This window comes from Gardnerella piotii (assembly GCF_003397585.1).
GTDB lineage: Bacteria > Actinomycetota > Actinomycetes > Actinomycetales > Bifidobacteriaceae > Bifidobacterium > Bifidobacterium piotii.
The window spans coordinates 1,193,554-1,207,170 of record NZ_QJUV01000001.1; the positions used below are offsets into that span (position 1 = coordinate 1,193,554).

The 13,617-nt window shown below is 42.4% G+C and carries 10 protein-coding genes and 1 tRNA gene; 3 read left to right on the top strand and 8 right to left on the bottom strand.

What is annotated here, in order from left to right; genetic code table 11:
- Nucleotide 1 precedes the first annotated feature (1 nt).
- Nucleotides 2-1,642 (bottom strand): ATP-dependent helicase, encoded by a 1,641-nt coding sequence (locus tag D0T20_RS05210; protein ID WP_116438603.1) that lies wholly within the window; start codon nt 1,640-1,642, stop codon nt 2-4.
- A gap of 150 nt (nt 1,643-1,792) precedes the next feature.
- On the opposite strand from D0T20_RS05210, the gene D0T20_RS05215 reads away from it, so the two are divergent.
- Together D0T20_RS05215 and D0T20_RS05220 are read left to right on the top strand one after the other, a co-directional pair.
- On the top strand, nt 1,793-3,421 hold the full coding sequence (locus D0T20_RS05215) for a phosphotransferase (protein WP_116438605.1): 1,629 nt from the start codon (nt 1,793-1,795) through the stop codon (nt 3,419-3,421).
- Between the two features lie 9 nt (nt 3,422-3,430).
- A complete protein-coding gene (locus tag D0T20_RS05220) occupies nt 3,431-3,655 on the top strand; it encodes a DUF3107 domain-containing protein (protein WP_018616133.1) in 225 nt (74 codons plus the stop codon).
- Nucleotides 3,656-3,723: 68 nt separating this feature from the next.
- On the opposite strand, the gene D0T20_RS05225 is transcribed toward D0T20_RS05220, so the two are convergent.
- Nucleotides 3,724-4,620, bottom strand: coding sequence for a PHP domain-containing protein (locus D0T20_RS05225; RefSeq protein ID WP_116438607.1), 897 nt, complete (start codon nt 4,618-4,620; stop codon nt 3,724-3,726).
- A 78-nt stretch (nt 4,621-4,698) separates the two neighbouring features.
- On the opposite strand from D0T20_RS05225, the gene D0T20_RS05230 reads away from it, so the two are divergent.
- Nucleotides 4,699-5,325 (top strand): vitamin K epoxide reductase family protein, encoded by a 627-nt coding sequence (locus D0T20_RS05230; RefSeq protein ID WP_240320597.1) that lies wholly within the window; start codon nt 4,699-4,701, stop codon nt 5,323-5,325.
- Nucleotides 5,326-5,372: 47 nt separating this feature from the next.
- Here the strand turns inward: D0T20_RS05230 and murI are convergent, their stop codons facing one another.
- From murI to xseA, 6 genes are all read right to left on the bottom strand, one after another.
- Nucleotides 5,373-6,155, bottom strand: a complete 783-nt coding sequence (gene murI / locus D0T20_RS05235; protein WP_004130381.1) for a glutamate racemase — start codon at nt 6,153-6,155, stop codon at nt 5,373-5,375.
- A 568-nt stretch (nt 6,156-6,723) separates the two neighbouring features.
- Nucleotides 6,724-10,134, bottom strand: coding sequence for a mupirocin-resistant isoleucine--tRNA ligase (gene ileS, locus D0T20_RS05240; RefSeq protein WP_116438609.1), 3,411 nt, complete (start codon nt 10,132-10,134; stop codon nt 6,724-6,726).
- Between the two features lie 288 nt (nt 10,135-10,422).
- Nucleotides 10,423-11,508, bottom strand: coding sequence for an Abi family protein (locus D0T20_RS05245; RefSeq protein WP_240320607.1), 1,086 nt, complete (start codon nt 11,506-11,508; stop codon nt 10,423-10,425).
- A 179-nt stretch (nt 11,509-11,687) separates the two neighbouring features.
- A tRNA-Arg gene (locus D0T20_RS05250) sits at nt 11,688-11,760 on the bottom strand.
- A 117-nt stretch (nt 11,761-11,877) separates the two neighbouring features.
- On the bottom strand, nt 11,878-12,189 hold the full coding sequence (locus D0T20_RS05255) for an exodeoxyribonuclease VII small subunit (protein ID WP_032817070.1): 312 nt from the start codon (nt 12,187-12,189) through the stop codon (nt 11,878-11,880).
- Nucleotides 12,190-12,269: 80 nt separating this feature from the next.
- Entirely contained in the window at nt 12,270-13,610 is a 1,341-nt protein-coding gene (xseA, locus tag D0T20_RS05260) for an exodeoxyribonuclease VII large subunit (protein ID WP_116438739.1), read from the bottom strand.
- Nucleotides 13,611-13,617 lie beyond the last annotated feature (7 nt).

Sequence of the window (13,617 nt, forward strand, 5' to 3'; positions counted from 1 at the left end):
TTTATTCTAAAAAGTGGCTTACAGACCTTTGCATTCCATTGCCGTAGTCTTTGCAAATTGCATAAGACATGTGCAAGGTTGCTTCCGCGCGCGTTATTGCAACATACATAAGTCTGCGCTCTTCTTCGTCTGTATCTTGAGTTCTATTAACGCTTCCAAATGGAAGTAGTCCTTCGCTGCAGCCGATTAAAAACACGTGCTTAAATTCCAAGCCTTTAGATGCGTGAATCGTAGAAATCGTTACAGGAAGTAAAGATTTTTTGATTAAATCTACTTTTTCGCGCTCGCTTTCGCTTTCTTTTGCAAAGTCAATGTCTTTTGCATCGCCACTTTCAACGTATTTTTCTAAATCACTCAAATCGCTAGCGTTTGAATCTTCAAAATTGTTTTCTAAAACATCAATCTGCAAACCAGCATCTTTTCTAACAGAAAAATGTATTCCTAAATCACCCAAAGTTTTGCAAAATATATTCTGTTGAGCATTAGTGCGAGTTAGAATAGCAAAATCCGTAGGACACGCTTTACCTGATTTAACAGCATTATAAATTCGTTGAGCAACATCAACAGCTTCGTCGTAATCCGTGTTGTAAACAGTTTTAGTAACGCGAGCGCCACCCTTATTTTTTGACACGAGTCTTAAATAATCACATCTAAAAGCAGACTTAGAAAGAACCCGATTAGCAAGCCCTACAATACGTTCCGTAGATCTGTAATCCGTATTTAGACTAATATCTGCACAAAGCGGCGCAAACTCGTTAGGAAATTCAAGTAAATCGTAGCTGCTTGCTCCTGCAAAAGAATAAATCGTTTGCGCAGGATCTCCAACAACGCAAATATTTCGATTATTGCCAAGCCAACATTTAAGAAGCTCATGTTGAAGAGGAGAAACATCCTGATACTCGTCAACAGTAACCCAGCCGATTTTGCTACGTATTTTCTCACATGCTTTAGGAAAAGTGCGCAAAACATGGCATGCAAGAAGTAGCAAATCGTTAAAATCAATAAGATTCCTTGTGTTTTTTTCTAACTCGTAAGCTTTATATGCTTCAACAAATTGATTAACGTCTAGAGCTGCAGGAAGATCTCGACTAACGCAAGAATATGCGCGCGCGTAATCATCTGGAGCAATAAGACTAACCTTTGCCCAGTTGATTTCTGCAATAATATCTCGTATTTGTGCAGAAGTCATATCTGCAAAATCTGTGTAGTGGATTAACGCTTGCTCAGTAACGCTTTTTGGATCATCCATTATATTTGGAAAAGGAGCTTCGCAAACGTCATTCCAAACTCGTCTTAAATGCTGTAAAGCTGCAGAATGAAAAGTTGCAACAGTTGCATTATTTACGCCTAATTTTTTAAGGCGATTTTGCATTTCTTTAGCAGCTTTTACGGAAAAAGTAACAGCTAAAACGCGATTTTCGTCCCACTCTCCTTTTGCACACGCATACGCGATTCTTCGTGTAATAGTGCGAGTCTTACCTGCTCCAGCGCATGCAGTAATGCGCACTGGTCCTTGTAACGCCATTGCTGCTTTGCGTTGAGAATCATCTAAACCTTCTAGCAAAGATTGCGCATAATCTTTACCATGATTTTCGTTAGATTCGCGCTTTTTGCTTTCTAAAGACTCTTGAGTAGAAATCATAATTCTATTGTTACAACAATTAAAGAAAAATAAAAGCATAAAACGCTAATGTGGTTAAAGGCTATTTAGCTATATCTCGTTGCTTTGTATTAATGTTGAACTGTGACACAGATAAGCAGATTCAAGTTGGTAGCGCTGGCCTCATCGGTCATGCCAGAAGTACAATTCGCCGGAACGCGCCAAAGCGAGCAGGCAAACGCCACCGATGCCGCTGCTGGCATATCTCACGCTGTTATTCAAGACGTTTCGGGCAGACTTTACGACATTTTTGTTAGCTCTAACGCTAAAGGTCAAAAACGTTTGCACGATAGGGCGCGAGCAGCATGGGTATTGCAAAAAACTAAGGGGCTTGCAGCTCTTGGATTTGCTCACGAAGAAATGCTTAAGTTTGTTCCTGGGTCGCTTTCAAATAAGGCAAATCAAACTAACCAACAGAACCAAGCAAATCAACAAGATTCCACTAATAGTCAAAATCAAAACGAATTACATTTTGACTCAATAGGAGAAGCTGATTTTAACAATCCAACAGTGCTTATTTGTAATCATCTAAACGGAAATGCAAGAGAACTAAGTCTTCTTACAACAGATGATTGTGTAAACGCTGGAACTGCAATAGGCGCGATTCATAGACTAAGTCCGTCATTTTTAACTAAAAGCGATTATCCTTCTTTTACTACTGGTCAAATTCGCACGCAATTAACATCTTGGATTAAAAGATTGCGCCAAGCAGGCCATATTCCTACAGAAATAACAGATAATTGGTCTAGAGTTTTAGAAACTGATGGATTGTGGTCATTCGACACTTGCCCAGTTCACGGCGGATTCAAAGATGGTGATTTTCTATTTTCTGGGTCTACTATTACAGCTATAACCAATTGGCAAAGCATGCAAATCAACGATCCTGCTCGCGATTTAGCGTGGATTTTTGCAAAGCTTAACGAGCAGCATAGAAACGCTTTGCTAAGTGCATATGGAAGAATGCTTGGGTCTAGGTTAGATAGCATGATTATGCTTCGAGCAAATCTTTGGCTGCAAATGGAGCAAGTTGGAGACTTTATTCAAGCTTTGCAACGCGCAGATACAACTGGAATAATGAGATTCAAAGCGCAAGTGGAACGTCTTGCTCACGAGCTTACTCGCATAAATAATTCTAGAGCAGCCAGCGCAAATCAAAACAATAATAGCGCAAATCCAGCGTCTTCTCTTACTGTAGGAGATATTGTTAAAGACGATATTGTTAAAGATAATTCTATTAAAGATGATGTTGTTAAAGACGATACTATATCTTCGGATGCTACTAACGAAAAAACTGTTGTAACACTCAAGCAAGAAGATCAAAAAGACTATAAAGATAATACATACGAACAAACTATAACTATAAACGACAACACTAATTCCACTGAAGCTGCCACTAAAACCGCCACTATTGCAGACGGCTTAGAAACGCAAGTTATAAGCAGCGTTAACAAAACTAACGATGTGAATAACAATGCAACGAACGAAGTTAGCGATAGCAATAATGATTTTGCAGATAAAGCTAATGCAAATAATAGTGTAGAAAGTGCAAATAGCGGCGAAAGTGTAGACAGTACCAATATTGTTGAAAATGTCAATATAAATAGCAACGATGGTAATGGCAATAATAGTAATGGCAATAAAAATGAAGATTTAGATAAGCCAGCAACGATTATTATTCCAATGCTAAAAGATGCAGAACTTGCTATTAAAGACGCAAAAAACAAACTAGAAAATAATACCGAAAACAGCGAAAACAATTAAGGAATAAAAATGAAGGTAACAATTGGCGTTAAGCACGTAAAAGACACTATTAGCTTTGAAAGCGACCAAAGCGAGCAAGATATACAAAACATTATTGAAAGCGCTATTAAAAACGCAAAAGCAATTAATCTTACAGATAAAAATAATCGAAAAATTTTTATTATGGCAGACTCTTTTGCATATGCGATTATAGGAGATACTCCAACTCATACTGTTGGTTTTAATGCGTTTTAACAGCGCTAGAACACTGCTGAACACTGCTAGAACACTTAACACGTTTATAACGTTTTAACAGCACAATTTTAATTCATCTGGTAATTTAGGATTTTAGAAACAACATTGCAACTTGTTGTTTCTTCTCCGATTTTATTTGGCTTGCCACTGCCATGCCAATCGGATCCACCAGTAACAAGCAAATTCAAGTCTTTCGCTAACTCCAATAGTCTTTGTCTTTGCGTTAAAGAGTTGCCACGATGATATACTTCTAAACCGTTAAGACCAACGCTTGCATAGTGTTCTATTTGAGAATCCGAAAGAATAACAAGATTCCTACTATAATCCGCAGGATGCGCAATAACGCTTACTCCCCCAGCGTGTTTAATAACTTTAATAACCTCATCAACACTTGGAGATGGCGTTGGAATGTAGTATGGGCCGCGTGGAGCAACAGGACCTGCAAAAGCTTGCGACCTTGTTTCAAAAACGCCTGCAGCAACAAGAGCGTCTGCAATATGCGGGCGACCAATCGTAGTTAGCGCACCTTGCCCTGCTTGTGCAAGAACATCTTGCCAAGTAATCGGAAAGTCGTGCGACATAAGGTCAACCATTTTGCGCGTGCGTTCCAATCTGCGTTTTCTTGTAGTTGCAAACATTTCATTAATGCACTCGTCGTTTGGATTGTAGTTATAAGCAAGCATGTGAACCGATATATTTCCCTCTACAGCTGTTATCTCTGATCCAAAAATAACTGGAAAATCAGCGTTTTTAGCAGCTTCTTCAAAATCATGCCAACCAGCAGTAGTATCGTGATCGCTAATAGCTACTCCACTAAGACCAAGATTTTTAGCTTCATCTACTAATTCTTTTGGAGTTTTAGTGCCATCGGAATATAAAGTATGACAATGCAAATCCCACCCTAAATCTTGCGATTTAGAATCCAAATTAAAATCGTTATTCGCACTACTACCTATTACAGTCATATAATTATCGTAAACTGTGGCATGTAACGTTTTAAGTCTAAACAATATCTAAATACATTAGCGCTTTGAGGAGTGTTTATGGGTAGCCACAATAATCGCATGAATTCTTGGCGACACTCTGCCGCTTGGGTTTACATGATTATGCTTATTTCATCCGCAATTGCACTTTTAACATCGCTAATACTTTCTTCCGAGACTTTAGCTCTTGCACGCGCACCGCACAAGGCGCTTGGATGCGATGTAAACACCGTTGTTTCATGCTCTAAAGTGGCGCAATCTTGGCAAGCGGAATTCATAAGATTTGGAGAACTAAGCTTCCCTAATGCTTTCTTTGGAATTGCAGCAGAAAGCGTTTTCGTAACGATTGCTGTAGTTGGAATAGCAAAAGTAAAACTTCCAAAATGGCTAGCAACTTTTAGCTGGATTGGCGGATTAGGCGCACTCTTGTACGCTTATTGGCTGTTTACGCAATCTATGTTTGTTATACAAATTCTTTGCCCATGGTGCCTTGTTTTAATGTTTTGCACAACTGTGCAATTTATGTCACTTACACACGCAACATTTAGCGTGCAAGAGATTGGATTAAAAAATAAGATTTTAAGTGCTTACTACCGACTAAATTACGATTTAATTGTAGATTTGCTTTGGATTTTTGCTCTTGTATTGCTTATTTTAGGCAAATACGGAAATGCCATATTTGCTTAAGTCGCAAGTAATAAGACGCAAGTAATAAGACGCAATTTAATTTTCAATCAGAAATCACCATTAAGCAACGATTGCGATAGCTTAGCAATACGATTACTTGAATCGGAATTAGTAAGCAGAACACTTCCACTATTTTCGCTCGGCGCAAGCAGATCCTTAGATTCTAAAACGCTTTTAAGATGATGAATAGTGCCATCATTACCGTCTACAATATTCACGCAATCAGGCAAAAACTCACGGAAGTAGCTTTTATAAAACACAAAATGAGTGCATCCTAAAACAACTGAATCAATATTCGTTAAATCGTAAGAATCAAAATACTTGTGCAAAGCACTCATAACAATATTTTTATTGCCTAAATCGCCATTTTCCACAATTTCTACCAAATCGGGGCAAGGCCTAGAAAAAATCTTGTGATTTTGCGTAAAACGATTCATAAGTTCTGCAAACTTGCGTTCTCTAAGAGTTAAAGGCGTAGCTGCAACGATTACGCGCTGAGGCTTGCCGCCACCCAAATCGCAAGCAAGCTTAAGAGCAGGCTCCATGCCAATAATCGGCATATTGTAATGTGCGCGCAAATCTTTTACAGCAGCAGAAGTGGCGGTATTGCAAGCAATTACAACAGCTTTAACATTAAGACTTGCAAAATGCTCAACAATCTTAAAACTAAGATCTCGAACTTCTTGAGGAGTTTTTATGCCATAAGGCGCGTTTGCAGAATCGCCAAAATAAACAATGCGCTCGTTAGGCATAGATGCGTGAAGTTGACGAACTACAGAAATACCACCAAGACCTGAGTCAAACACACCAATCGGAGCGCATGAAGTCATAAAAACCTCCTAATAGACTCTTATTATGTTACTTTTTAGCACAAACATAAGCTTTACAAAACGGAGTCAATAAGATTGCGCGTGTAGAAATTCTTAGTGAAACGCAAGCAGTGGCAGAGATAAACCTAGTAGCTAAGTACCACGGGTTTACCAATGCCCACTGCGCTGCGCACATATGGAGCGTCCCCACTAATGCAATGGCGAATTTATGCCCAAAGTGTTGCATGTTTTCTTATAAAACTGACAAATACAAACATGAGTAAATTTGTACTGTTGTTATAACGAATCTATAGGAAGGTATGGAAATCGGAGTGTCGCATCACCTTGCTTTTTCACTTGAGCGTAGCATGAAAAAGCAAATTGATGCGATAGCGCTTGCTCAAAGTGGAAAGCCAATGCGCTTTCCACGCAAGCGCGACCCCGATTTCGCCTACACTTAGGCGAAATCCGAAGACCAACAAAACGCACGCCACAAAACAAATAAACGCCTAATTGCTTATATATCCAAAATAAAATTGCCTCCGCGCTAACTACATAACGCGAAGGCACACTATACAATACTTAGCTTTTACGCACGCTTAAGACTTACGCTAAGCTCGGTTGCACTAGGATCAGCCTCTGTAACTTCTAAGCTTGTAGCCAAAGTTTCTTCCGCAATCAAGTCACGGAACTGATTAACTTTAGCAACGTCCACAGCTGGCACGCTCAAAGTCAAAGAGATTCTATCGCTAATATCTAAACCGTTCTCCTTGCGAGCATCTTGAACAGCACGAATAGCGTCGCGAGCGTAACCTTCCGCAAGCAAATCGCTAGTCAAAGCAGTGTCAAGCATAACGAAACCGCCAGTTGGCATTGCAGCAGAAGCAGTATTTGCAGCCACTTGAGCATCCGAAGACTCAACGCGATTTACAAGCTCATATTCGCCTTGTTCAAGCGCAACTTCGCCATTTGGAGTATTAACAACAGGAACACCAGAGCCGTCAACACGCCAATCACCACTCTTCGAAGCCTTAATAGCAAATTGCACCTGCTTACCCAAACGAGGACCAGCTGCGCGCGCATTCACCTTAAGCTCGTGAACAATCTTCAAACCGTGGTCGCCTGCATCTTCCAAAGTGCAGAATGTAACATTCTTAACGTTAAGCTCGCGCTCAAGCACCTGCTCGTAAGGCTCTACAGCAGCAGTATTTTCTGCAACAACAGTCAAGTTTGCCAACGGCTGACGCACGCGCAACTGTTCTGCCTTACGCAACGAAAGCGTAGAAGAAACAACCTCGCGAACCTTATCCATAGCAGCAACCAAAGCATCATCGTGAGCAAGAACAGCACCAAGCTCAGTGACTTCGCCAGCCTTAGGGTTCTTCTCGCCATCTGAAAGCATTTGCGGCTCAACCAAATAAGGCCAATCAGCCAAATGCACGGATTCGCCGCCAGTAAGACCACGCCACACAGCCTCCGCTTCCATAGGAGCAAGAGGGGAAATCGTGCGCATAAACACTTCCAACACAGTGTAAAGCATGTTGAAAGCAGTCTCGTCTTCATTCCAGAATCGGTCACGGCTGCCGCGAATATACCAATTCGTAAGCACGTCAATAAAATCGCCAACTGCCGCGCAAGCATCGCTAATCGCAAACTCGTTCAAGCACTTTTCTACGCGCTCAACAAGCAAACGCGTGCGAGCAAGCAAGTAGCGATCCATGTTACAAAGGCCTGCAACCTCGTCTGCGCGAAGCATACGAGCATCGTAGCCCTTACCACCATTTGCAGCGTTAGCATACAAAGTGAAGAAGTAGTAAGAGCTCCAAACTGGAAGCATAACCTGACGAACCGTATCCCTAATGCCGTCTGCAGTCACAATCAAATTGCCGCCGCGCAAAATTGGCGAAGACATGAGGAACCAGCGCATTGCGTCCGAACCGTATTCGTTGAAAACGCCATTAACATCTGGGTAGTTGCGCAAATGCTTACTCATCTTCTGACCGTCGGAACCAAGCACAATGCCGTGGCAAATCACGTTCTTAAAAGCTGGGCGATCAAATAGAGCCGTAGCCATAATGTGAAGTGTGTAGAACCATCCACGAGTCTGACCAATGTATTCAACGATGTAATCGCATGGGAAGTGCTCTTCGAAGAAGTCCTTATTTTCAAAAGGATAATGGAACTGTGCAAAAGGCATAGAACCAGACTCAAACCAGCAATCGAGAACGTCCGTAATGCGGTGCATTTGCGACTTTCCAGTAGGATCGTCTGGGTTTGGTCGAGTAAGGCGATCGATATACGGGCGATGCATATTAACATTGCCATCGTCGTCGCGAGGATAGTCGCCAAAATCAGCCTTAAGCTCATCCAACGAACCATACACGTCTACGCGCGGATACTTTGGATCGTCACTCACCCACACTGGGATTGGCGAGCCCCAGAAGCGGTTACGGCTAATCGACCAATCACGAGCGTTAGAAAGCCACTTGCCGAACTGGCCGTCTTTAACGTTTCCAGGAATCCAATTAATCTCTTGATTAAGCTCAAGCAAACGCTTCTTAATCTTTGTAACAGAAACAAACCAGCTAGAAACAGGCTTGTAAATAAGCGGAGTTGCGCAACGCCAGCAATGAGGATAGCTGTGCACGTAGCTTTTTTCTTGGAACAGCAATGCGCGCTGATCTTCTGGCATTTGAGCAAGCGGGCCGTCTCCTGCACGCAAGTTGCGCAAAATTGGCAAGTTGGCATCGAAAACGTACAAGCCTTCGTAATCTGGGCAATCACTTGTAAACTTGCATCCTGCGTCAAGCACGTCAACGCTGCGAATTTCGTGCGCGTTAAGCGTGTTCATATCGTCCTCGCCGTAAGGAGCTTGGTGAACAAGGCCAGTACCTTCTGCAGTGTCAACATAATCTGCTGTAAAAATCGTAAAAGCATTAGGACCAGGAGTACCACCTTCGGCGAGCGCAGATTCGCCAGCAAAGTATGGGAACACTGGGTAGTAACGCCAGCCTGCCATTTCAGCGCCCTTAAGTTCGCGCACAACCTCGTAGTTTTCGCCAAGTTCCTTAGTGTAAGATCCAAGCAAAGGCTTGCCAATGTAGAACTTTTTGCCTGCAAACTTGCCTTCAGTTGGACGAACTTCCACGTAGTCAATGTCTGCGCCAACTACGATTGCGAAGTTTGTTGGAACTGTCCAAGGAGTGGTGGTCCAGAATACTGCGTAAGCGTCGTCTTCGTCGCGAAGCTTAACGGCGACGGAAACAGTTGTATCCTGGCGGTTTTGGTACACATCCGCATCCATGCGAAGCTCGTGAGCGCTAAGAGGAGTCTGGTCCTTTGGGCAGTACGGAAGAACGCGGTAGCCCTTGTAAGCCAAGCCCTTATCGTAAAGCTGCTTAAACGCCCACATTACGGATTCCATGTATGGAATATTCAGCGTTTTGTAGCCGCGCTCGAAATCAACCCAGCGAGCCTGACGATGCACGTAGTTTTGCCACTCATTTGTGTACTTCAAAACGCTGGCACGGCAAGCATCATTGAACTTTGCGATGCCCATTTTTTCGATTTGATCAACCGACTCAATGCCAAGTTCCTTCTGCGCTTCCAACTCTGCTGGAAGTCCGTGAGTATCCCAACCAAAAACGCGGTTTACTTTGCGTCCGCGCATGGTTTGATAGCGCGGAACAACGTCTTTTGCATAACCTGTAAGAAGGTGACCGTAGTGAGGAAGACCGTTTGCGAATGGAGGGCCGTCGAAGAACACGAACTCGTTTTGGCTACCCTTGCCAGACGGGCGGTATTCGATTGACTTGCGGAAAGTGTTATTTGCATCCCAATATTGAAGAACGGACTCTTCAAGCTTTGGGAAGGAAGGATTTGGTGCAACTTGCGCTCCAGCGTTTTCTTGCGTTGATACAGAAACACTTGCCTTTGGATATACGTTATTTGTAGACGTATTTTCGGATGCGTTTGCGGCTGGACTAGTGGATTCGCTCACTGTGCTCTCCTCGCTCAACAGGGTGAATATTTCCCTGCGAGGACGACAGTTACTGCCGCGGTACCACCTCGCTTGCTGCAAAAATGCTTATGCAACTCTTGCAGCCTCTCGTGTTTGGCTATGCGGGCCAACCCCGTCGGTTCTAATAAGCAAGAATCTTACGAATCCTCGCCGTTCTTCCGAAAACTCCCCGCCGATAACGGATCATCGCTTAAGTTAGAAATAATCTAACACTATCCCCTAACATTAGGAAGATTTCGCGACTCGCGAATAATTTTCATGACATTTTCATGACATATTATCCAAAAATGCTTTAGCTTCATTAGCATTACTAAAAACAATGCCATCTTCAGCAATTTTGCCATCTATAATTTGATTAGCGTGATTCATAGCTTTAAGCGTTGGTTCGTTGGGAACAGGCAAGTTACTATTCAAGGTAATATTTTCTTTAATTTTATTTTTCCAATCATAAAATTCATTAATACTAGACATTCCAATGCATTCAATAACATTTTTGGAACAACTTGGCACTTCAACGCAAAGCGCACTTAGTAATTTCTCAATTTTCTCTAAAAACTCTAGATAATAGTTAGTGTCTAAGAATAAGTCGAAATCTTTAATAAGCTGAAAAACTGTTGCATTGAAACTATGTGGTCTAGCACAATACAAACGTTCATCATGCGCACAAATATTTCTGAACTCTTTAATTCTTCTATAAGTAGAATCAATTTTTATTGACGTAATATCTTTTTGAGAACAGTGTGAAGAATTATAAAGTTCAGTATATTCCCTAGCAACCAAACCTCTCATGCATCTAGTTTGAACTTTGTAAAACCAGAATATCTGTCCGAAAGTTAGGTCATTAGATAAAACCCATAATGGAACCTGACCATCGTGATTATTGATACAATGCCGTATGTATTCTTTCCCTAGATTTAATTTTTTATTATTTGACGTATTATTTTCTATAATTCGATTAAATGCTCTAACTAAACCGCGCGATTCCTTTGGATCTTCATAATTAGCTTCATTAAGGTAAGCATTGACTTCATTATCGTGAATCTGGCTAAAACAATATGAACATGATGATCTTAACAATGCTTCTGTTCTAGTTGTAGCCGCAAAAATAATACCACGAAGTTCGCGATCAAATTTAAAAAGATAATAAATGTGTTCAAACTTTGTTCCTTGAACATATTTATTCGAATTTTTTGATTCAAGAAATGGATTTTTATACCCATTCACAACGCTATAGTAGCCTTCTCTTTCAAGTATTTCCATAGCTTTAAGCTCATCAGAAAACACTACTCCTCTAGACTTAAGCAATTTTATTTGCTGCTTGATAGTAGTAAAAGGCTTATAAATCACCATCATTCCCACCAAATCCCCCGCCATTAGATGCACAAAGAGCCAATCAATCACTTGATTGGCTCTTCGCGAACCAGACACAGCCTGGCTTCACCACGTATCTATTCTACAAAAGAAACTAATATTTGTCAAAAAATAAACAAACTATATACAGCACACAACCAAATATAGCTATACACAAAAAGTGCCCCGAATCAGAATCGAACTGACGACACCCACTTTAGGAGAGTGGTGCTCTATCCACTGAGCTACCGAGGCAGTTTAGTTGATTGCAGCGCGCAACACGCAAAACGAAACATGCGCACGCTTCTTGCAAAGCAACAAATGGCAATTATACACCATGGCGTGGTTTACGCGCTATAACGCACTCAAGATTCACGATTCAAGATTCGACTGCGTTCCAGCAGTTGCTGCTGTAGCCGACTGCTCCGCTTGAGCCGCGTCCAACTTAGCGCGAACCGATGCAAGCAAGCCCTGCGCACGCTTTGCTAACGCCTCTCCAAGCTCCCATTGATGCATAGACTGATCTAAAGTCAAGCCGCCAGCCTCAAGCGCTTTAACAGCTTGCACAAGCTTTTCGCGCGCCTCTTCGTAAGGCATTGCGTCAATCGCAGCTCGCTCTTCGCTGCTAAGCGTGCTAATCGCATCAACTTTTGCACCATTTTCGCGCGTAGTTTCGTCACTCATAATCATCCTTTTCTAATTTTTATTTAAAACTTTTTTTATTTTACGACTTTACAGCTTTATAACTTTACGACTTTACGACTTTACGACTTTTCTACAGATGTAACATTAGCTGTGATCAAGCCACTTTTAAGAGTAACTGTTATATCGTCGCCAGTTTTTACACGACTAGAATCGTCAAGCACTTTCCCGCCGCTAATTTGCACAACCGCGTAACCGCGATTAAGCGTTGATTGCGGGCTAAGAGCTGTAATGCTGGCATGTGCCTTTTCAACAGTCAAACTAGCGTCATCCAGCAGACGCACCAAACCATGCCTCATGCGTTCAATTGCTTGCTGAACAAACAACTCGTGCGGCTCCAACATAGTGGTTGGCTGAGTAATACTTGGCCTATTCGCATATCCCTCAATAAGCTGAATCTCGTTGCTAACTCGCGCAGAAATCCTCATGCGCGCGTGTTGCAAGGCGTTATCAATCAACTGCCATTGCTCGTTAACATCTGGAACAACGCGCTTTGCTGCATCTGTAGGCGTAGAAGCTCGCATATCTGCCGCCAAATCAATCAGCGTCCAATCGTCTTCGTGACCAATCGCAGAAACAATCGGAGTTACGCAAGCAGCCGTAGCGCGAACCACGCCCTCGTCCGAAAATCCAATCAAATCTTCAAAACTACCGCCGCCGCGCGCAACAATAATCACATCAACCTCTGGGTCTGCGTCTAGCTGCTTAATGGCCGCAATAACGTCCGCTGGGCATTGCACACCCTGAACATGCGCGTGAACCACCTTAAAACGCGTTACAGGCCATCGCAAATTGACGTTTGTAATAACATCGCCCTCTGCGCGAGCTTGAGGCGCACACACCAGTCCAATGCACTTTGGAAACTCGGGCAGCGGCACCTTATTTTCCGCGTCGAACAAGCCTTCGCCTTTAAGCTTTTTGCGCAACTCGTCTATTTGCGCTTTTAAGTCGCCAGCACCAACACGCCTAATTTCGTCGGCAACAAAGCTCAATCGTGTTGCTTTTACCCAAATATCTGCCTTGCCGTGAACAACTACCCTATCGCCCTGCCGCAAATCTTTCGCTTGCTGAACAAACTTGCTAAAGCCCATTATGGAGATTGAAACGTCTTCGTTGCTGTCTCTAAGCGTTACGTAGCCAGACGTAGACCTTCTCATGTTGATTTCAACAATCTGACCTTCTACCCAAGCAGCAGGCCACTTTTCTACAGCACCATGGAACTTTTGGCTTATAACGCTTACTGGCCAAGGATTTTCTGCACTTGTTTCGCTTGCACGCAAAGGTAGCGTGCGATTAGATTGCGCTTTAGGCTGCAACTCTGAGCCTTGATGCTCATTTTGCAATTCTTGCAACACCATACTTAATGTCATGCTTACAGCTTGACTGTTAAGAAGGACAAACATGCAAACA

Bases quoted from the DNA above. Each gene is read 5' to 3' on its own strand.
- D0T20_RS05245 (WP_240320607.1), bottom strand. From the start codon at position 11,508: ATGATGGTGATTTATAAGCCTTTTACTACTATCAAGCAGCAAATAAAA.
- D0T20_RS05215 (WP_116438605.1), top strand. From the start codon at position 1,793: ATGCCAGAAGTACAATTCGCCGGAACGCGCCAAAGCGAGCAGGCAAAC.
- D0T20_RS05230 (WP_240320597.1), top strand. From the start codon at position 4,699: ATGGGTAGCCACAATAATCGCATGAATTCTTGGCGACACTCTGCCGCT.
- D0T20_RS05225 (WP_116438607.1), bottom strand. From the start codon at position 4,620: ATGACTGTAATAGGTAGTAGTGCGAATAACGATTTTAATTTGGATTCT.
- D0T20_RS05255 (WP_032817070.1), bottom strand. From the start codon at position 12,189: ATGAGTGACGAAACTACGCGCGAAAATGGTGCAAAAGTTGATGCGATT.
- xseA (WP_116438739.1), bottom strand. From the start codon at position 13,610: ATGTTTGTCCTTCTTAACAGTCAAGCTGTAAGCATGACATTAAGTATG.
- D0T20_RS05220 (WP_018616133.1), top strand. From the start codon at position 3,431: ATGAAGGTAACAATTGGCGTTAAGCACGTAAAAGACACTATTAGCTTT.
- murI (WP_004130381.1), bottom strand. From the start codon at position 6,155: ATGACTTCATGCGCTCCGATTGGTGTGTTTGACTCAGGTCTTGGTGGT.
- D0T20_RS05210 (WP_116438603.1), bottom strand. From the start codon at position 1,642: ATGATTTCTACTCAAGAGTCTTTAGAAAGCAAAAAGCGCGAATCTAAC.